The sequence below is a fragment of the Methylobacterium sp. J-092 genome, from assembly GCF_022829325.1.
Lineage (GTDB): Bacteria > Pseudomonadota > Alphaproteobacteria > Rhizobiales > Beijerinckiaceae > Methylobacterium.
Genome location: NZ_JAKSXU010000180.1, coordinates 55,816 through 74,724, shown reverse-complemented (window position 1 = coordinate 74,724; position 18,909 = coordinate 55,816). Strand labels below are relative to the sequence as shown.

The window sequence follows — 18,909 nt, the reverse complement described above, 5'->3', positions numbered from 1 at the left end:
TCCGGCCCGGCGGGTCGTCGGGCGCAAACGCCACGCGCTGACGGATACAGACGGGCGCCTGCTCGTGGCTGCGGTCTCACCCGCTGACCTGCACGACAGCCACGGCGCGATTGCCCTGCTTCGAGCCTCGCGCGGACTGTTTCCCTTCCTAGCTCACTGCTTTGCCGACCGTGCCTATCGAGGCGAGCGTGTTGGCGCGGCCACGACCATCACGGTCGAAATTGTCGAACCCAAGGAGGGCCAGAAGGGCTTTGCGGTGCAGCCCAGGCGGTGGGTCATCGAGAGGAGCTTCGGCTGGATCGCCCGCTGCCGCAGGTTGGCTCGCGACCACGAGGCTACCCCGTCCTCTGCGCTCGCCTTCTTCGTCCTCGCCGCAGCCATGATCCTCGTCAGACGGATCGCCCGAGCTTTATGACACAGGGTCTTAGCGTCGCGACCCTCGAAGGCCACTTTACGAGCCTCCATCCGGCTCTGAGCACGACTCTGGGCTGGTTCGAGGACGAGATGAGGGGAAAGCCTTTGCTCGACTTCGTTCACCCCGACGACCATGCCGCGACCAGGGCCGCGTCGGCGGAGCTGGTCAGGGGTCACGCACAAATGTTCTTCGAGAACCGCTACCGGCACCGGGACGGCAGCTGCCGCTGGCTGTCATGGAACGCGGTGCCGCGCGGGGGGCTGGTCTACTCGGCCGTTCGCGATGTCATTGAGGCGAAGGCCGCGGCCGAGGCCCTCGCAGCACACCCTAGACAACTCTTTTGCAAGGATGGAACATGCTTGCTGGAGGCAGACTGCTACATCAAACGCAGCGCGTAACAGGTCCTGTTACCCGTTACGGATGATGCCTCGTTGGCGATGTCCGATGGTCCGTGGGGTCCCCGGCGCCGTCCGCATACGCTTACCGTAACAAGTGGTCCTGAGAACGTAATGTGCCTGCCTGCGGTTTGAGGCATGGATAAACGGACTAGCCCGTAAGCGTAAGCGAGGCCACATTCCGACGAATGCAGCCTCGCTCAACTTCAGGTTAGGTGGGTGCCGAACTTTGGGTCCCAGATCACAACATTGGAGCTGGGATCATCTGGTGGCTGACGTTCTCGACGGCTTGGTTGGTTGCATCGAGGTCGGTGCCGATCGCGTTGTGCGCCTTGGCGCGAGGTCGTCCCTCGTGCACCTGGGGGGTGATGTAGGTTGCGGACTTCACCATTTTGAACGGTACACCGTCCCGGTCGGTGATCGGATTGTAGGTTGACTGGCTCCAGACCCCCGACCCCCTTCTGCGATTGTGCGGAACTCACTTGATACGAATCCACCTCGCCCAAGCTCGGCCCGGAAGCTGCGATATGGTTTCCCCGTCCGCTCGCTCGCGATCCGGGTTGAATAAGCAACTCTCCCATCCTCCGATCCTCTCGTCCAACGCTCGTCCCGTTCGACGGGTAAGGCGATGGAGGAGAACCTTCCCCTTAAGCGACGGCGCACCAACCGGAACGGACGATCAGGAGTACCGTCGTCGGCTTTCACCGCCACGGTAGCGGCGAACGTCGAGGGCCGCCTTCAACTGCCGTAAGGGGGCAGCGCGGTCACGCGACGTGGTCAGGCGGCCTGGGTTCGGCCCGCCGCATGCATCAAATCGTCGACCGAAGCATCGACGGCTTTGCGGATGCATTCGGCGGCGTGCAGGATATCCGATCGCGAGTGGCCGGCCATGACTTGCAGTCGGAGTCGCGCGGATCCCTTCGCCACGGCGGGATATTCCACGAGGTTGGCGAGAAGTCCCATATCCGGCAAGCTGCGGCTCACGACACGGGCTAGGTTCTCGGCCCCGACCTTGACGCAGACGATGGCCGACGGATCCCCGAAAATCTCCAGCCCTCTTTCGACAAGCGAGTTCCGAAGGAACGTGACGTTTTCCAACAGTTTCCCACGGAGGATATGACCTTCCGTCGAACCGACGATTTCGAAGGCCTTCAGGATCACCGCGGTCTGCGCCGGCGAGAGAGCGTTCGAAAACGTCGTCGATGGACTATAGTAGCGTAGGTACTCCTTGATGGCGCGCTTGTTGGTCGCCACGAAACCGCCGTTCGACGCGAACGTTTTCGAGAAGCTGCCCATCACGAGATCGACCTTGCCGAGCATCCCCTGGATGCCGATTTGCCCACGCCCGTCGTCGCCGAGGCACCCGAGATCGTGCGCCACGTCGACGAGTAGGGTCGCACGGTACTCGCGGCACAGTTGCTGGAGCGCGATGATGTCGGGTGTGTCGGAGTCCATCGAGAACAGGCCCTCGGTGACGACGAGGACCCCGTTCTCTGCATCCTTGGCGCGGATGGACCTTAGCTTGGACCGGCAATGATCCAGGTCGAGGTGCCGGAAGACGGAGATGTTCCGCGTCGCGGCGTTCGCTCCTTCCTGCAGGCAGGTATGGGCTAGCGCATCCAGCACGACGTGGTCGGCGGACCGAACGAGTCCACGGATGACGCCGTAACCCGCCGCCCAACCGGTCGGATAGAGGATCGCTTCCTCCATGGATAGGAATTCTGCGATGCGGCGCTCCAGGGCCACGGAGATCGACGTGTTGCCGAGCAGCACCGCGGATCCGGCGCTGTGGACCCCGAACCGGGCGATAGTCTCCGTCGCCGCGGCGGCGATTGCCGGATGCGCTGAAAGGCTGAGGTAATCCTGCGAAGCGAAGTTGACGCCGCGCTGGGCACGACCGGCATCGTCGTAGGCGTCGCAGGCGGTGGCAGGTCCGGATTCCGTGGCCCTGGAATAGGGCCAGACGCCGTTTCGGCGCCGACCATCCTGCCAACGATGGAACGCATCGCCGCGCGTGAGAAGGTCGGGCCCGCCCGGTACGCGGAAGTCGCGCGCGCTGCCGGACAACCCGTCGTCAACCATGTGTCTCATTCCGTATCCACCCACGCGAACGCAATGGCCACCGGTGGCGAACGCCGCGATACCCATCATCGACATCGAAGGTTTCGGCAGAACTTAAGCAAGCCTCGACCGGACGCGCGGCCTAGCATCGAGGTTAAGCCTAAGTGAATCCCGGCCGCCCCCCGCCGGCGGACGTCCGCCCGTCCAGGCGATAGATCCGCGGTTTGGATGCCCAAGCTGGGCCACCGAAGTAGGGAACCCCTCCGCGTGTGTCGGGCGGACTTGCTCATTGCAGATCAAACCTGGATGCGGCCCATGATCTCGCCCCGAAGGCGGGTCAGCCGTCCAGTCCGCCCGGGGGCGATCGGGAAAGGTGCCGGGCCGACTACCGGTGTCGGCCATCACCGGTGCGCGGTTGAACGACCATGCCGCCTCCGCCGCGTGCACGGTCCGGTTCGGGTGGGGTCACGGTTAGGTCGGAACGGTCGCGGGACACCGTCCGGCATTATCGGAAGGGGGGCACGGTCCGGTTGTACCGACCAAGCCTCGGAACCGGGGGGCATTGTGCCGTCGAGAAGAGCGCCGACGCGCACGTGGTGGATGGCCTCACAGCCACCCAGGCCGAACGCGAGCGTGACGGTCCATTCGAGCGACTTGGGTTTGCCTTTAAAGACGAGTACGAATCGGGCGTAAGCCGTGCTTTGAATGGTATGCGGCGACGTTCCGCCAGATGGGAGGAGGGGGGCGCTGGACGCCAATAGTTAATGCCCGGCGCGGGTTAGAACCGGTGGATCAGGCCCGCGCTGAAGGTGACGGGATCGAGTCGCACCTCGGCCTTGATCGGGACCGGGCCCAGGAAACCGCGGGCCTCGGTACCTAACCAAGCCGCCTTGACGTCGCCGAAGATGCCCCAGTGCGCGTCGAACATGTAGTTGGCGCCGATCTGCCCGACCACGCCCACCGAGGAGTCGACACGAAGGCGTTGCGCCGCCCCGTCCTTCTCACTGAAGACGAAAAGCACCGCTGGCCCGATACCGACGTAAGGTTGGAGGCGGCCAAACCCGAGGACGTGATACTGCAATGTCGCCGTGGTCGGCCCATAGACGATGGAACCCAGGCGGCCCAAGGGGGCTATCGTGCCCGCTGCCTCGATGACGGCCTTCGGCGGTAGCCCACCGGTTACGGCGATCGCGACGTTGGGCGTGATGTAGTACCCGGCCTCAAGGGAGGCGGTGACCTGAGGCTCGATGCCGATCGTGGCACCGGGTATCTTCGCGCCCATCGCGCCGATACTAGCGCTCTCGTTCAGCACCAATCCCACGATCCCGGCCCGAATAAAGAAGCGGTCGGCTGTCGACGTGTCGATGACCGACGCGAAGGACGGAGCGGAGGCGGGCAGGTCCGCGGCCCTGGCCGCCATTGCCGTAGCGAGAAGAAGGGCGGTGCCGGCGATGGGCGCGAACGGCTTCATGATCCAGGTCCACAATCGTGTTCGACGTGACACTCGCCTATTAATGATGAACAATCGGTTAGTGCGTAGCGTCCGAGATCCCGTCGGCGGGGACGGGGGTAAGCTCCGCCAAACAGCGCGTGATCTTGCCGAGGAGTCGAGGCATATCAACGGGTTTCGTGTCGAAGTCAGCGCACCCGACGCTCACGCTCTTCGCCCGATCGCTTGAGAGAGCGTGAGCGGTCAGGGCGATGACCGGGATGTGACGAGTGCGAGGGCTGGATCGTATGGCAGTCGTCGTCTCCCAGCCGTCCATCGCCCCCAGCGCGACGTCCATGAGGATGAGATCCGGACACTCGGACCCGGCCATCGCGATGCCCGTCGGACCGTCCGCAGCGACGCAGACGAGAAAGCCCTGACGCACCAGGCGTCGCGATAGCATGTCGCTGTTCATCTCGTTGTCCTCAACGATCAGTATCTTCGTCATGCTCCCTGCTCCAGCTCCGTGACGGGGTGGGGTACCGTTCCGATTCCGACATAATCCCCGGGTGAAGCCCAGCGCGGTCGGATGGGGAACGTCAGACGGAACTCGCTTCCCTCCCCGACGCGGGTTCGCACCGAGATGTCGCCATCCATCAGTCGGCACATCTTGCGCGCCAGCGCCAGCCCGAGCCCGGTGCCGCCGTACTTCGTCGACGTGTGCTCGTCACCCACCGCATACTGTTCGAAGAGGGTCGGCAGGTACATTGGGTCGATGCCGATCCCGCTATCCGTCACGTTGACGTGGAAGGCCGGTGGACCATCCCCTTCACGATACGAGCAACTTACCAGGATCCGACCGTCCCGTGTGAACTTGACGGCGTTCTCGACGACTTCGGTGAGGGCGGCCTGGAACTTGTGCTGGTCGCCGAGGATCGGTGCGCCGGGGGCTGGCCGGAACTCGATGCCGTTCCCGTTCTCCCTGGCGAGGGCGCCGACATCGTCGAGGATGCACTCGATTGTTCCGTTTGGGTCAAAATACTCGTTGAACAATTCCGCCTTCCCGGCATCGATCTTCGCTATGTCGAGTATCTTGTTCACAAGCTTGTACAGGTTCTGACCGGAAATATGTATCCTCCTGAGGTCCTGTACGCTTTCGGCATCGGGCGCATCCTCCTCTTCTTCCAAAAGCATCTGGCTATAGCCGATGATCGCATTAAGAGGCGTGCGTAGCTCGTGACTCATCTTGGCGAGGAAGTCGATCTTCGCGGCGCTCTCGCTCTCCGCCTCCCACGCGGCGTGCTTCAGGGCCGACGCGTTCATCGCGTACTCCCGCATCGTTTCTTCAAGCTCCGTCTGGGATGCCAACGCCCTGGCATAATAGAGCGCCATCATCGTGACGTAGAGGCCAATGGCGGCGGTCGACAGGATCCCAAGTCGCTGCATCGCCTCGACGGAGATTTCCTGCTTAGGCATGCCAACGTAGTGGCACACCAGATAGAATGCCGTCGCGTTGCCAGCGAGGAGGGCGAAGATCGCCCTCTTTAGCGCCGGGGAGTTCCCGACGTAGAAGAACGCTAGAAGTGGGATGGTTATGGTCCAGGGTAGGAACGGGGACGCCGCCCCTCCGTAGAAGTATGTGACCCACAGCACGCAGAACGTCAGGTTCTCGATCGATATGAGGGCCAGGGCCTCAAGGCGACCGAACCGACGTAAAAGGAAGGGGAACAGCCAGAAGCCAGAGATCGCGATTAGGACCACGATGACCTCGAAGCCCGGATCGGGCTCGGCAAAGGACAGAAGGATCGCGGTCCCATTGCCGAGGAAAGGGCCAAGGAGATGGCTGAGCAGAAATAGGCGTGCCTGTTTGCGACGCGCCTTCTCGTTCGCCATGCAGCCCGGAATGAACCAGTCAACGAAGCGGTGGAACGTCTCGATCCTCGCGAGCCATCTGCTGTACAGGGGCGATGTCTGTGCGCCCGGAGGGACCGACCCCATGCCGACGGATGTATCTCCGAGGGGACCGAGTAGGGAGGATGCGTCCATCGCGTCTTCCGTTCGCCTTAGCTTCGTGCGTGCACGACCCGGGCAGCGATCGCCGCCGTTTCGATGCGGTGCCGCACGACGTGCGGCGTATGCCGGGGTGGATGACCAACGAAGGTTTCGTCGGGTCCAGAACGCCAACATCGAGGAATGAGCTTAACCAAACCGCCCCATCTAAGGGCATCTGGGCCGGCGTCCCTGATTCAAGTGATCGATGTGAATCAATCGTAAATGCCTAAGGATTTTGAATACATCAAACTTTAACGGCTCGAAACCCAAATGCTCATGACCGCCGAAAGGGGCCTGGGTATGGGAACGGCACTCAACGGATACGTGGACTGGTTCCTTCCGGAAGCAGCCTTCGCCGACCGATCGCAGCGAGGCGTCGCGCGGCATTTCGTGCTGACACATCTGTTCGGACCACTCATGTCCCAATCGATGTGTATCTTCCTCTATCTCACCGACCCGTCGCCTGGCCTGTCATGCTACACGGTCATCGCGTGCGTATCCCTTTTCTGGCTCTTGCCGTTCGTTCTCAAGCATACGCAAAGCATCAAGATAGCCGCCTTCGTATCGGTAGAGCTCCTGGCGTTCACTTCGCTTTTCGGAGCGTTCTTCTATGGCGGGGCTCTTTCGCCTTGCATACCATGGCTAATCATCGCGTTACTTCTTGGGTTTTTCTATTTCTCTGATCGGCAAGCTTTGATCGTATTAATCTTCGTGGTGAACATTGGTTTGTTCATAATTGCATACGAGATTTGGGGGTTCCCTGAGACGGTTCCGCTAGCCGACCTGGCACCGGTCAGCTGGATTTCCATTGTCTCTGCAACCTTATACATGTCTTGGATGGCAACCTATTATTCTGACATCATGTCCAGCACCTCGCTTGCCGAGCGCGAGGCGGACATGCAGCTGGAGCAACTCAGGGCGGCCAAGGAGCGGGCGGACGCGGCGAACAGGGGCCGTACCATCTTTCTATCGAAGATGAGCCATGAGTTGCGGACGCCGCTCAACGCGGTCATCGGCTACAGCGAGCTCATCCTTGAGAGCATGCCGCCGGACGGGGGCAACGCGACGTGGGAGAAGGACATCGGCAGGATCAACGCGGCCGGTCGTCACCTGTTGTCCTTGGTTGCGGACGTTCTCGATCTTGAGAACCTCGGTCACGAGACCGATGCCCTGAGATGCGATGGTTTCCTGCTCCGGGACATGGTCGATCAGGTCATCGCAACCGTCGAGCCGATGGCGCAATCCAACAAGAACGTCCTGCGCGTCGTCAGTGCGGCTCTCGACGAGACGCTGACGACGGACGAGACGAAGCTTCGCCAGATCCTAGTGAACCTCCTCGGTAACGCCGCCAAGTTCACGATGGGCGGGTCTATCACCCTGGCCGTCCGTCGTGACGAGAAGGCCGGCGTTCCGTGCCTTACCTTCCACGTCATCGACACGGGAATCGGCATCGCCGAAGCGGACGCAAAACGTTTGTTCACTGATTTCGAGCAGGTTTCCGCCGAAACGAACCACAGCTACGGCGGGACGGGGTTGGGTCTTGCCCTCAGTCAGAAGCTTTGCGTCCTCCTGGGTGGTAGCATCACCGTGCGAAGCGAGGTCGGGAAGGGGTCGGTGTTCGCTTTCCGTATCCCGACCTCGCGGGTTGCGGAGGATGCCGACGAAGGTGAGCTCGGGCGGGTCGTCGACATGGCGCCGATGGCGTTGGTAGGAACATAGGCGACATGACAAACGCCCTTGCCCGATCGGACACGAACGCCGTAGCCGACGTCCCGGAGGGGGGGCGGACGTCATGCCTGGACGCCGCTCCGCGCATTCTGATCGTCGATGATATCGCGGACAATCGCGCGGTCTTGGTCAGGCGGTTCGTGCGCCGCGGCTTCGAGGTTCACGAGGCCGATGGCGGTGCACAAGCCCTTGGGATGATCGACGCGCAGACGTTCGACTTGGTACTGCTCGATGTCATGATGCCAGGAATAGGGGGGCTCGACGTTCTAAGGACGGTTCGACGGACTCGCTCGCCGTTGGAGCTACCCGTAATAATGGTGACCGCGAAGGTCGGCGCCGAGGATGTTGTCGGCGCGTTGCAGCTTCAGGCCAACGACTACGTCACCAAGCCCGTAAATTTTGACATCGCGTTGCTGCGGGTTAACGCTCAAATCGACCGGAAGCGAGCAGGCGAGAGGCTACGACTGGCCAACGACGCTCTACGTCGGGGCAACGACGACCTTGAGCGGCGAGTGGAGGAACGGACACGCTCCCTCGTCAAGATGAACGAGACACTCAGGGTCGAGATCGAACAGAGAGAAAGGTCCGAGTCGCACTCGCGCTTCCTGGCGTTCCACGACGCGCTGACAGGATTGCCGAACCGCCGGCAATTCCGGGACGATCTCGTGAACGCGATCGCCACCAGCGGTCGAGACGGACTCGCCCCCTTGGCCGTCCTCTTCGTCGACCTGGACGGATTCAAAGACGTAAACGATGCGCTCGGGCATTCCTTCGGCGATTTGTTGCTCGGGGAGGTTGCGACAGACTTTTCGGATGCGCTAGGTCCGACGGACCGGATCGCGCGGTTGGGAGGCGATGAATTCGCTATCTTGCGCGTGGCGAGTTTCGATGCGGCAGACACGCTCGCACTGGCGGGCAAGCTGGTTGAGATTGCCTGCAGGCGGCGGTCGATCAACCAACACGACGTCACTGTTGGGGCAAGCGTCGGCGTCGTTTTTGGAAGCGGGCCCGACGACGATCCGGAGGCCCTGTTGAAGGCGGCCGATCTCGCCATGTACAAGGCCAAGTTCGAGGGGCGTGGCACCTTCCGCGTCTTCGATCCAGCGATGGACGCCCAGGCCCAATCGCGTCGCATGCTTGAGACCGACTTGAGAAATGCGCAGCAACTCGGTCAACTGGAGGTGTTCTACCAGCCCCAGGTTTCGCTTGTTCCGCATCGGCTCACCGGCTTCGAGGCTCTCCTACGGTGGCGGCATCCGGATCGGGGAATGGTGTCTCCCGAAGAGTTCATCCCGTTGGCGGAGGAAATCGGCTTGATCGTGCCGATCGGGAACTGGGTATTGCGAGAGGCTTGCCGCGAAGCCGCTGGATGGCCGGGAGACCTGTCGGTGGCGGTCAACGTCTCGCCGCTGCAGTTCATCCGTGGTGACTTGGTCAACGCCGTGGTCCAGGCCCTGGCACATTCGGGGCTCCCACCACAACGACTGGAGTTAGAGATCACCGAGTCGGTCCTAATGAGTAAGACCGAAGACAACGTAAGCGTGCTTGGGCAGCTTCGAGAATTAGGATGTCGGATAGCCATGGACGATTTTGGCACAGGCTACAGTAGTCTAAGTTACCTTCGCATGTTTCCGTTCGATAAAATCAAGATCGACCGTTCGTTCATATCCGACATGATACGTGACGCGAATTGTGGGGCCATCGTCAAGGCGATTTTGGCCATGAGCAAGTCATTCGGCATCAAAACGATTGCCGAGGGCGTGGAAACCGACGAGCAGTTGTCATATCTGGCGGGCGAGGGTTGTGCCGAGGTTCAGGGATACTACTTCGGCAAGCCAATGAACATACACGATGCGCTCGCCTTGATGCACTCTTTCCCAAAGGCGTCGTAAATTGACGGTCTGCTCGTAGGTATGTCTGTTCATGCGGCGGGCGAAAGAATGTGGTAGATATCGACACTTCACGGGTTGGGATGCCCAAACTTTTACCCACGCGACGTTGTTGAAGCATGGTGAATGCGTATCGCTAGAACTGAATAGGCATCGGCGTTTGTCTCGTGATTCTTGAAGTAAATTGGTAGAAAGCCAACCAACCATGCCTCAGGGCTTTCCTGCGCAATGCTTTAAAGAAGACGTTAAACGGGCCGCAAAAAGCGATCCAGACATTGATGCGTCTGACGTTCCTCGGGTATGGGCCTGCCGATCCATTCGTGCCCGGTGGGCCGCCGGATCATGATGATCCGGTCCGGGTCGGCGATGGTCAGGCTGGTCGAGGGGAGGCGCAAATCCCTCTGCAGATGGAGTGAAAACCAGTCGAGATCCAGGGCCGCGACCAGCACGCCGACGACCGTACCGTCCGCGCCGCGCAATGGCTGGGCGAAATGGACGCTGTCCTTGCCGGTGGCGACGCCGCACGCATAGCCGCCCATCGTGAACCCGTCCAGTTGCAGGGCGAGCCTGTGCTAGGCGCGGCCCACGTTCGAGTAGGCCCCCGGGGACGAGCCGATGCTGTTGCAGACCACGGCGCCGTCCGGGCGAGTCAGGCCGAGCAGGTTGAGATGGGGCAGTTCGGTCGCGGCACCACGGAGGTAGTCGCCGCAGGCGGCGGGATCGAGGGCGAGGATCCGCGGGTCCCGCGCGACGAGGTTCAGCGATCGCCGGACCTCGTCCGCGACCTGTTCGAGGTCGTCGGCGACGGCGCGCGTCGTCGCCATGGTGTCGGCGCGCACGGTCTCGTCGCGGGCGATGCGCAGGGCGTACTCATTCCACCCCTGGATGGCGAGCGCCGGGCCGAGCGCGAGCAGCATCAGTAGGACGATGCGGGTCGTCAGTGACATTTGTCTAAGTAGCCTCTCTCCTTGCAGGACATCGCCACGCCTGCGCCCGTCGGGGAGGCGATCCGCTCATAGAGACGCCGGGCCTCGGGGTCACCCCGATCGACATCCTCGCCATCCGCCTGACCGACCCCGCCTGCGTCGGGTCGGTCAGGCGGAGATGGCTTGGGGGTCGTCGGATGGACTTCCGACGGCGGGAAGGGCGGACGCGTCGACCCGGTGTCGGGAGTGGTGAGCCTGGCATGACCATGCGGCCCCTACGTCCGTCCAGGTTCGACATGCAGAGCGGGGGCACGGCGGGTTCGTTGCGGGAGCCCGCCCACCGCCCTTCCGGGGTGTCTCGACGACCGTTTGCCGATAAGGCTCAGTCGTTCCTGCGCCAGATCTCCTCGGCGAGCAGGGTTGCGAACGATACCCACGCGACCAGTGGGATGCCGAGCTGCCCGGCGGTCCTGTCGACCCGGCCGGCGGTGGCCACGTAGCCGACCGCGCTCGCGCCCAGCGCGGCCGAGGCGACGGTGGCCCACCTCGTCGAGCGATGGCCGAAAAACACCTCGCTCCAGCCGGCGATGCCGACCTGGTTCGCCGCCCAGAACGCCAGGGCCGTCGTCCGCTCGGGCGAATCCTCGGAGCGCAGGAGCCGGTAGCCGCCGTAGGCCAGCGATGCCTGGATGCCGGTCCAGGCGACGGGGTAGACCGGTGACGGCGGCGTGTAGTCGGGTTTGTCCAGGCGTCTGTACCAGCGTCGCGTCCTGGGATGCTCCGGCGTCGGGCTCGCGCGCCGTCCGATCAGCAGGGCTGCGGTGACGGCGCCGACCGCCAGCGCCGCGGCCGGGAGGGGGGACAGGCCGCGCGTTCGGGCAAGGGATGCCATCGTGGTACTCCTTCATGGGACGCCGACATCCCATGTGGTGCGATCCGGTACATCGGCCCAGGGCGAAAGCCGCGCGAACGGGATTTTAATGATTGGCTTATTCTGGCGGCGACCTTTTACCCACCACTTCCGATACCCGGGGGCTTGAGTTTCCGAATCAATCCGGCGAAACGGCTCACCCGCCAGGAAGACCATCGTCCGTGAAAGTATTTCCCCGCCCCGAAACGACCTGACCCCGAGGCTCGCACGGCCCGATCCCGTCTGGACCTCCACGCCCATGGAGGCCCCTCGTGACCCACCGAACATTTTTCACCGCCGACACCCATTTCGGGCACCAAGCCGTCCTTGGGCTGCGGCTCGGGCTTGCGCGACCGTTCCCCAACATCGACGCCCATGACGAGGCGCTGATCGCGGCCTGGAACGCCGCCGTGCGCCCGGGCGACACCGTCTGGCACCTTGGCGACTTCTGCCATCGATGCACGGAGGACCGCGCCCGGGCGATCTACGGGCGTCTGCGGGGCCGCAAGTTCCTCGTTCGGGGCAACCATGACAAGATTGGCCAGATGCTGCCCTGGGACGGCCCGGTGGTCGACGTCACCCGGGTGCACGTGCACGACCCGGAAACCGGTATGACCCAGGGCATCTGGCTCAGCCACTACGCCCACCGGGTCTGGCCGCGCATGCACCGCGGGGACATCCACTTCTATGGGCATTCCCACGGCAGCCTGCCCGGTACCGCCGCGAGCACCGACGTCGGCGTCGACGTCTTCGGATACAGACCCGTCACCCTATCGGAGATCAGGGACAGACTTACCGAAACCAGCGCGGCATAAATCATCCTGACATCATGCGCTCGATTGTAGTGATAACTACCTCACCTTCGATAGTTTACCACATAATTATGATACGAATTATCTGAGTCGCCATTGGCCAATCTGTATCGCTGTATCTTTTATTCGCAAAATCAGTTGGCACAGTGAGAATTGCAATCCGTAGCACCTTGATCCTGTGAAGTTGTATCTGACGATGGGCTATGTGGCCGTGCGGGCAGTCGACCATTGCGATTGTGCTTCTCCGAAATGGAGGACCGTTATCACCTGATCGAATGCGGTCGCGTGGATCGTTAGCTCTTCGACGTGCTCGTCAAACCACACGCCAGCCGGATGCAGCATCCCATTTCGGCAGGCCTCGACCAGATGCGGTTGGGCGGCGCCCGATCCGATCGGAATTTCAGCAGGCTGGTTCGAGGTCTTCAGATAGCGGCCGCTCTTGAAGGCGGCATCGCTGGAGCGCGCCCAAAGGGCAAAGCCGTCCGTCGACACGATCATCATGGATCGGCGCTCGGTATGGCTCAGCCATCGCAAGATCGCCGCGGTCAGAGATACCCCGTACCGTTCGGCAAGGGCTCAGAGTTCATCGATGCTGGGCTTGGCCCTCGGGTCGATCTGGCGGCGCAGATCGTGAGACGGCATCAGCAACGCCGCCGCGAACTCGTCGGCTTCCTTTTCGATGGCATGGCCGGCGCCGCGACCGACGCTGTCCGCCTTGCAGCGGATGCCCTCCGGCGGAAGCAGATGACGATGGAGGAGGTAATGGCCGACCTCGTGTGCGATCGTGAAGCGGCGCCTGCCATCCCTGGCCGCCGAGTTACTGATGATCAGCCAGCCACCGTTTTCGCGAACGGGCACCAGTGCGCCCTCGAACCCATGCAGTTCCTCGCTGTGGATCGCCAGAACGCGGTCACCAGGCCAGACGTTGCGGGAGTAGTCGAGGATGAGCTCCTCGACATCGACGGGATAGCGATTCGATCCCTTGACATGGTCAAGCATCGTCGTGAGCTGGTTCGCCCATCGTGCGGGATGCTTGTACGCAGGTGGCGGCATTTATTGATTCGCTCCCGCGAACAGCGTCGCAAGGCGGACGGGCAATCGCAACGTCAACGTGGCCGGAGGCTACCGTTTGAAGGTTTCCGTGATCCGACGGATCTGCTCCTTCACGAGGGGGTCCAGGCCTTTGTACTTGCGAAAAAACGCTTCGTCCTCGGCGGTCGTCAAATCGGCCTTTTCATCCATTATATAATCGGCCGTGACGCCGAGCGCCTTCGCGATCCTGTCGATCTTGTCGGCCGAGGGCCGGGGCGGGTTCTTGTTCTCAAGTTCCCACACGTATGACTTGCTGCTGCCGGTCAAATCGGCGAGCTGATCCAGGGTCAGCCCAGCCTTCTTCCGGAGGCCCTTTATCTTCTCGCCGAAGGTGGCCAACGCCGCCGTCTCCTTGCCCGCAGAAAAACAACTTAAAGTTCGCCGTAGCGTAACACCGCAGCCTTGTATCACGATACGTCTGCCGCCATGTTCGGTGTAGAAATACTTTCTGGAACGCTAACCAGGCAGCGCCGCGGATGCGTTTATGGCTGTGGAAGTTTCTTTACGAAATTCCGGGGAAGGGGACCGTAGGATGCACGGGGCGAATGCGACGGCGAGCGTAACGCCGGCATCCGGCCTTCCCATTCGACTGGCCCTATCGGGTGGCGGAGTTCGTGCCGCTGCATTTCATGCGGGCGTGCTCTACCGGCTCGCGAGCGACGACCTGCTTGAGCGCGTAACGCATGTTTCCACGGTGTCGGGCGGCAGCCTGCTGGTCGCCGCCGCGATGTCGGCGAGCGGCCTGACCTGGCCGAATTCCTCGACGTACCGGGACAGCGTCTTCCCGGCCCTGGAGCGCCTGCTGACCTCGGTTGACCTGTTCTCCGTTCCGGCCATCGGCTGGACCGGACTGTTGCGCTTTAATCGCAGGCTCCTGACCGCTCGGTCGAGCGTGGTGGCGGACCTCCTCGTAGAGCGCTGGGGCGTGACGGCACGGGTCATGGACCTGCCGGCGATCCCTTGCTGGTCCATCAACACGACCTCTCTCCACAGCGGCAAGAACTGGCGTTTCTCCTCCCGCGAAATGGGTGACTGGGTCTTCGGACGCCATTATGCCCCGGACGTCAGGCTTGCCGATGCTGCGGCTGCCTCGGCGGCGGTCCCCTACGTCCTGGGCGCTCTTTGGCTCGACCTGCCGGGCGAAGGGTGGTTCCGGAGCGACCCGGCGACGCGAAAGCCCTTGGAGCGCACGACCCCTCCGACGAGGCGGATCGGGCTCTGGGACGGCGGTGCGTACGAGAACCTCGGCCTTGAGGCCATCTATAAGCCTGGGCAGGCACCTGATCCCGATGCTTTCGTCATCTGCAGCGACGCGTCGGGGCCCGTCCCGGCTTACGGCGCAACCTCGCAGTTCGCCATACTGAAGGGACGTCTCGCCGGCCCCAGGCTGTTCGATGTCGCGAGCGACCAGATCCGGGCCCTGCGCTCGCGCATGTTCATGCGGGACGTTGAGGGCGGGACCTTGCGTGGCGCCTTGATCAAGATGGGGGTTTCCGTCCGTGACGTGGACATCCGCGTCCGGCGCAACCGTCCCGAGCGGGACTACGACGGCTACCTCGGCGATGCCGACGTCCGCTTGGCGTTGGGCCACCCGACCGACCTACGGGCGATGTCCCCGGAGGTCTTCGAACGTGTCGCCCGCCATGGTTTCGAGGTGGCCGACACGGTTCTCACAACACATTCGGCAGACTTGTTTCCCCGAACCCACCGCTGGCAGCCGGCGAGGAACGATTAGCCCGACCCCGAAGACAAGGAGAACGATCATGCCCGCCTACGTCACCTTCTACCCGCTCGGGAATGCGGACGGCTCGCTCATCGAGCTCGCAAACAAGCAGCTCCTGTTGATCGATTTCGGCAACCAGGGAAACCCCGACGACCCGGAGGACGAGCGCTGCGACCTCGCCGAGGAGCTGCGCAAGGTGCTGCGCAAGGCCGATCGCAAGTCCCTCGACGTCGTGTGCTTCACCCACCTCGACGACGATCACTGCCAGCGGATGGGCGAGTTTTTCTGGCTCCGGCATTCCGCCGCGTATCAGGATGACGATCGCGTCGAGATCGATGAGCTGTGGGTTCCAGCCTGTGCACTCACCGAGACGACCCTAAAGAATGACGCACGTCTCGTACGTCAGGAGGCACGCCACCGCCTGCGCGAGGGAAAAGGTATCCGTGTATTCTCACGTGCCGAGCGCCTGAAGGATTGGATGGAGGCGGAAGGTATCGACTTCGAGAGCCGCAAGCACCTCTTCGTCGATGCCGGCAAGCCCGTTCCCGGCTTCGACAAGGCGGGCGCTTCGGCCGCCGAATTCTTCGTCCACAGTCCGTTCGCGTGGCGCCAGGACGAGAATACGGTCGTGGATCGGAACGGCGACAGCATCGTGTTCCAGGTGACGTTCGTCGACGGTGGGAAGGAATCGTATGCCCTCTTTGGCTCCGACGTCGATTATTTGGCCATCACCGATATCGTGAGCATCTCGCGTCGCTATGGCAACGCCGACCGGTTGCGGTGGGACCTCATGAAGCTGTTCCACCACTGCTCCTATAAGTCCCTGGGACCGGAACGCGGCGAGGACGAGACGGAGGCGGCCGAGAACGTGAGGTGGCTGTTCGAAGACCAAGGCCGAAAGCGCTGCACGATCGTGTCGCCGAGTTGGCCCATTCCCCTCCCGGGAACGGCTGAGGATGACGACAAACAACCGCCGCACCGCCAGGCTGCCAACCACCACCGTCGCGTCGTGCGGGATAAGCAGGGTGACTTCATGGTCACCATGGAGCCCGCCTCGGGCAAGCCGAAGCCGATCCGCTTCGAGATCGACCGCTATGGCGTGGGCATCGCGCTCGCCGCGCCGAGCGTTGCTACGGCATCGACCTCGACCACCGCGCGACAGGGGTGAGGGCCATGGCGTGGATCGACGACTGGACGGTCGTCCCCGCGGACGAACTATTCTCGCCTCAAGCGACGGCCGTTTCGACCTACTTGGCCACGGCCGGTCATGTCGTCCGTGCCGTCGAGGGGCGCCGTCACCCGGGCGGTGGCGAGATGCTCGTCGTCGACATCCTGACGGGGGTACCGCAACGACCCGTCGTGGAAATCGAGCGCGTCGAGCGCATCGGCATCCTGTTCGGGCCCGGATTGGCCATGCCGTTGATCATGATGCTCCGGGAGGGCTTCCCGGACACCGAGCACCAGCAACTGGTACCGGACGGCTTTCCCGCCGCGATGTGCATTGACGATCGGCCTTGGGATGAGGCTCGCCTCACGTGGACGCCGGCCGAGATGCTGCAGCGCATCCACCTATGGTTCCGCCGCGCAGCGCGCGGAGAGCTTCACGACCCGATCCAGCCCGTGGATCCGTTCTTCGGGCTATCAAGGTTGAAAATCGTCGTCCCGGCTTCTGTGCTGTCGGACGTCGAGGGCGTGGAACTCGTCGGTTTTCGCACGACACCCGACGATGCCGATCTGTTCACCGTCATGCCGGCTGGATCGCTGCCCAAAGCCGCGGACGTTCATCTGCTCATTCCCGTCGCCTATCGAGTGCCGCCCGAGCGGATGTCCCGGATGAGGAAGGCGCCACAAAGCTTGGCGGCCCTCGCGGCCATCCTCGACGAACGAGGCGTCGATATGCTGGGCGACCTGACCGCCCGGATGAGCGCATGGGCGGGTTCGGAAGAGAAGGACCGGGCACGGCTCAACGGGGTTCTCGCCATCATCGTGGCTTTTCCCGTCGTCGCACCGGACGGGAGCACGAGAGGGGGGCTCCTCGACCTTCGGGTCTTCATAACGCTCAAGTCAGTGGGTGAGATCGGTGTGGCCCTCGGGCAGCTGCACGCCCACGATGATGCCGCCGCCTCCGGCTTCGCCCGCGCGATCCTGGCCGGAGACGTCGATGAGGCTTTCCTTGCCGCGTGCCCGATCGAGATGGCCCAGGTGCATCGAGCGTTCGACGCCGAGTGGGCGGCGACGCTTGCCGGGCGGACGGCCAGGGACGAAAGGAAGGTCGTGATGGTCGGTGCGGGCGCCATCGGCTCCCACGTGGCCGAGTACCTCGTTCGGGAAGGACGGTTCGACTGGACCGTGGTCGACGATGACCGGCTTCTACCCCACAACCTGGCGCGTCATACCCTGCGCGCGATGGAGAACGGATCCTTCAAGGCTACCGCGCTCGCGAACCGGCTGAACTCCATCTTCCTGCCTACGACCGAGGCACCGGTGGCGCGATCCATCGACGCGAACGTACTCCGGCCCGGTCAGATGGACGACGAGCTCCGGCAGGCACTCGCGGCGGCTTCGGTGATCATCGACGCGTCCGCGTCCATTGCCGCGAGCCGTCACCTCGCCGATGTCGACGTGGGAGGACGGCGGGCGAGCGTCTTCTTCAATCCCTCCGCCGAGGCCGTGGTGGCCATCGTAGAGCCCGAGGATCGGTCACTGACCCTGCGTGACCTGGAGGCACAATACTACCGCGCCGTCCTCCAGCGCCCGGAACTGGAACGCCACCTGACCGCGGTCGGCCAGCGTTTCGCCTACACCGGCGCATGCCGCGCGGTCACCAATCGTGTGCCGGCGAGCCGGATCGCCCTGTTGTCGTCGCTCGTGGCGGCGGGACTGGCGCAGTCCCTTGGGAATGCCGACGCTACGATCCGTGTGTGGTCCACCGATATGGACGGCCGGGTATCGGTGAGCGATCCGGACGTCGCACCCGTCACCAGATATCCGTTGTTGAATTGGGAGATCACCGTTGATGAGTGGGCGCACGCCCGGATGGTTGCGATGAGGGACGGGACTCTGCCGAGCGAGACCGGTGGTTCAGCGATCGGAATCGTCGATAGTCTCGCCCGCAAGGTTCACTTGGTCGAGCCCTTGCCGGCCCCTCCGGACAGCAAGGGTTCGCCCCGTGGGTTCGAAAGGGGCATCGCCGGCCTTTCGGACGATGTGACCGGTAGGTTGGCCCGGACCATGGACCAGCTGCAATACATTGGGGAATGGCACTCTCACCCCCCGGACTGTCCCCTGACACCCAGCCCTACGGATGTCGTTCAGCTATGCCGCTCGGCGATGAAGGCCTCGCTGGAGAGCCTCCCCGCCCTGTCGTTCATCATTGGTGACGAAGGGCTCAACGTCCTACTCGGAGAAGTGGGATGACGAGGCTATGCATGACCCGTGAGTAACATGGGTGCAGTCGCTGCTCCGCGAGTCGGATGT

Annotated in this window: 18 protein-coding genes; 8 read left to right on the top strand and 10 right to left on the bottom strand. The window is 63.0% G+C overall.

The window, feature by feature from the left end:
* Window positions 1-415, top strand: a 415-nt coding sequence (locus MKK60_RS21465; RefSeq protein ID WP_243988513.1) for a transposase, incomplete at its 5' end; no start/stop codon positions are given.
* Window positions 412-813, top strand: coding sequence for a PAS domain-containing protein (locus tag MKK60_RS21460; RefSeq protein ID WP_313901143.1), 402 nt, complete (start codon window positions 412-414; stop codon window positions 811-813). The genes MKK60_RS21465 and MKK60_RS21460, both read left to right, overlap by 4 nt.
* A 774-nt stretch (window positions 814-1,587) precedes the next feature.
* On the opposite strand, the gene MKK60_RS21455 is transcribed toward MKK60_RS21460, so the two are convergent.
* From MKK60_RS21455 to MKK60_RS21440, 4 genes are all read right to left on the bottom strand, one after another.
* Window positions 1,588-2,892, bottom strand: coding sequence for an aminotransferase class I/II-fold pyridoxal phosphate-dependent enzyme (locus MKK60_RS21455; protein ID WP_243988512.1), 1,305 nt, complete (start codon window positions 2,890-2,892; stop codon window positions 1,588-1,590).
* 757 nt (window positions 2,893-3,649) lie between these two features.
* Complete coding sequence (locus MKK60_RS21450) at window positions 3,650-4,342, bottom strand: OmpW/AlkL family protein (RefSeq protein ID WP_243988511.1); 693 nt, start codon at window positions 4,340-4,342, stop codon at window positions 3,650-3,652.
* 58 nt (window positions 4,343-4,400) lie between these two features.
* Window positions 4,401-4,808, bottom strand: a complete 408-nt coding sequence (locus MKK60_RS21445) for a response regulator (RefSeq protein ID WP_243988510.1) — start codon at window positions 4,806-4,808, stop codon at window positions 4,401-4,403.
* Window positions 4,805-6,346, bottom strand: coding sequence for a sensor histidine kinase (locus MKK60_RS21440; protein ID WP_243988509.1), 1,542 nt, complete (start codon window positions 6,344-6,346; stop codon window positions 4,805-4,807). Before MKK60_RS21440 ends, MKK60_RS21445 begins: the two co-directional genes overlap by 4 nt.
* 276 nt (window positions 6,347-6,622) lie before the next feature.
* On the opposite strand from MKK60_RS21440, the gene MKK60_RS21435 reads away from it, so the two are divergent.
* Window positions 6,623-8,071: a sensor histidine kinase gene (locus tag MKK60_RS21435; RefSeq protein WP_243988508.1), complete on the top strand. Its 1,449-nt coding sequence runs from the start codon at window positions 6,623-6,625 to the stop codon at window positions 8,069-8,071.
* 5 nt (window positions 8,072-8,076) lie between these two features.
* Window positions 8,077-9,972 (top strand): putative bifunctional diguanylate cyclase/phosphodiesterase, encoded by a 1,896-nt coding sequence (locus MKK60_RS21430; protein WP_243988507.1) that lies wholly within the window; start codon window positions 8,077-8,079, stop codon window positions 9,970-9,972.
* A gap of 242 nt (window positions 9,973-10,214) precedes the next feature.
* Here MKK60_RS21430 and MKK60_RS21425 read toward each other — a convergent pair whose 3' ends face one another.
* The 3 genes from MKK60_RS21425 to MKK60_RS21415 all read right to left on the bottom strand — a co-directional run bounded on the left by MKK60_RS21425 (window position 10,215) and on the right by MKK60_RS21415 (window position 11,787).
* Window positions 10,215-10,508, bottom strand: coding sequence for a cache domain-containing protein (locus tag MKK60_RS21425; protein ID WP_243988506.1), 294 nt, complete (start codon window positions 10,506-10,508; stop codon window positions 10,215-10,217).
* 33 nt (window positions 10,509-10,541) lie between these two features.
* The gene (locus MKK60_RS21420; RefSeq protein WP_243988505.1) at window positions 10,542-10,916 is read right to left on the bottom strand and encodes a hypothetical protein; all 375 of its coding nucleotides are present in this window, start codon (window positions 10,914-10,916) and stop codon (window positions 10,542-10,544) included.
* A 361-nt stretch (window positions 10,917-11,277) separates the two neighbouring features.
* Window positions 11,278-11,787: a TspO/MBR family protein gene (locus MKK60_RS21415; protein ID WP_243988504.1), complete on the bottom strand. Its 510-nt coding sequence runs from the start codon at window positions 11,785-11,787 to the stop codon at window positions 11,278-11,280.
* 290 nt (window positions 11,788-12,077) lie between these two features.
* Here MKK60_RS21415 and MKK60_RS21410 point away from each other — a divergent pair, with 290 nt between their 5' ends.
* A complete protein-coding gene (locus MKK60_RS21410) occupies window positions 12,078-12,620 on the top strand; it encodes a metallophosphoesterase (protein ID WP_243988503.1) in 543 nt (180 codons plus the stop codon).
* Between the two features lie 198 nt (window positions 12,621-12,818).
* Here the strand turns inward: MKK60_RS21410 and MKK60_RS21405 are convergent, their stop codons facing one another.
* The 3 genes from MKK60_RS21405 to MKK60_RS21395 form a co-directional block, all read right to left on the bottom strand.
* Window positions 12,819-13,118 (bottom strand): hypothetical protein, encoded by a 300-nt coding sequence (locus MKK60_RS21405; RefSeq protein ID WP_243988502.1) that lies wholly within the window; start codon window positions 13,116-13,118, stop codon window positions 12,819-12,821.
* Between the two features lie 75 nt (window positions 13,119-13,193).
* A complete protein-coding gene (locus MKK60_RS21400; RefSeq protein WP_243988501.1) occupies window positions 13,194-13,670 on the bottom strand; it encodes an ImmA/IrrE family metallo-endopeptidase in 477 nt (158 codons plus the stop codon).
* Window positions 13,671-13,739: 69 nt separating this feature from the next.
* Entirely contained in the window at window positions 13,740-14,048 is a 309-nt protein-coding gene (locus MKK60_RS21395) for a helix-turn-helix domain-containing protein (protein ID WP_243988500.1), read from the bottom strand.
* A 145-nt stretch (window positions 14,049-14,193) separates the two neighbouring features.
* Here MKK60_RS21395 and MKK60_RS21390 point away from each other — a divergent pair, with 145 nt between their 5' ends.
* From MKK60_RS21390 to MKK60_RS21380, 3 genes are read left to right on the top strand one after another with little or no spacing between them, the layout of a single operon-like run.
* Window positions 14,194-15,444, top strand: a complete 1,251-nt coding sequence (locus MKK60_RS21390; protein WP_313901142.1) for a patatin-like phospholipase family protein — start codon at window positions 14,194-14,196, stop codon at window positions 15,442-15,444.
* Between the two features lie 28 nt (window positions 15,445-15,472).
* Window positions 15,473-16,600, top strand: coding sequence for a hypothetical protein (locus MKK60_RS21385; protein WP_243988498.1), 1,128 nt, complete (start codon window positions 15,473-15,475; stop codon window positions 16,598-16,600).
* Between the two features lie 5 nt (window positions 16,601-16,605).
* Window positions 16,606-18,849 carry a ThiF family adenylyltransferase gene (locus MKK60_RS21380; protein ID WP_243988497.1) on the top strand — a complete coding sequence of 748 codons (2,244 nt, stop codon included), beginning with the start codon at window positions 16,606-16,608 and terminating at the stop codon, window positions 18,847-18,849.
* Window positions 18,850-18,909 lie beyond the last annotated feature (60 nt).

Excerpts from the sequence above, each read along its gene's own strand:
- MKK60_RS21460 (WP_313901143.1), top strand. The coding sequence starts at position 412 with ATGACACAGGGTCTTAGCGTCGCGACCCTCGAAGGCCACTTTACGAGC.
- MKK60_RS21455 (WP_243988512.1), bottom strand. The coding sequence starts at position 2,892 with ATGGTTGACGACGGGTTGTCCGGCAGCGCGCGCGACTTCCGCGTACCG.
- MKK60_RS21450 (WP_243988511.1), bottom strand. The coding sequence starts at position 4,342 with ATGAAGCCGTTCGCGCCCATCGCCGGCACCGCCCTTCTTCTCGCTACG.
- MKK60_RS21445 (WP_243988510.1), bottom strand. The coding sequence starts at position 4,808 with ATGACGAAGATACTGATCGTTGAGGACAACGAGATGAACAGCGACATG.
- MKK60_RS21440 (WP_243988509.1), bottom strand. The coding sequence starts at position 6,346 with ATGGACGCATCCTCCCTACTCGGTCCCCTCGGAGATACATCCGTCGGC.
- MKK60_RS21435 (WP_243988508.1), top strand. The coding sequence starts at position 6,623 with ATGCTCATGACCGCCGAAAGGGGCCTGGGTATGGGAACGGCACTCAAC.
- MKK60_RS21430 (WP_243988507.1), top strand. The coding sequence starts at position 8,077 with ATGACAAACGCCCTTGCCCGATCGGACACGAACGCCGTAGCCGACGTC.
- MKK60_RS21425 (WP_243988506.1), bottom strand. The coding sequence starts at position 10,508 with ATGGGCGGCTATGCGTGCGGCGTCGCCACCGGCAAGGACAGCGTCCAT.
- MKK60_RS21420 (WP_243988505.1), bottom strand. The coding sequence starts at position 10,916 with ATGTCACTGACGACCCGCATCGTCCTACTGATGCTGCTCGCGCTCGGC.
- MKK60_RS21415 (WP_243988504.1), bottom strand. The coding sequence starts at position 11,787 with ATGGCATCCCTTGCCCGAACGCGCGGCCTGTCCCCCCTCCCGGCCGCG.
- MKK60_RS21405 (WP_243988502.1), bottom strand. The coding sequence starts at position 13,118 with ATGATGATCGTGTCGACGGACGGCTTTGCCCTTTGGGCGCGCTCCAGC.
- MKK60_RS21400 (WP_243988501.1), bottom strand. The coding sequence starts at position 13,670 with ATGCCGCCACCTGCGTACAAGCATCCCGCACGATGGGCGAACCAGCTC.
- MKK60_RS21390 (WP_313901142.1), top strand. The coding sequence starts at position 14,194 with ATGGCTGTGGAAGTTTCTTTACGAAATTCCGGGGAAGGGGACCGTAGG.
- MKK60_RS21385 (WP_243988498.1), top strand. The coding sequence starts at position 15,473 with ATGCCCGCCTACGTCACCTTCTACCCGCTCGGGAATGCGGACGGCTCG.
- MKK60_RS21380 (WP_243988497.1), top strand. The coding sequence starts at position 16,606 with ATGGCGTGGATCGACGACTGGACGGTCGTCCCCGCGGACGAACTATTC.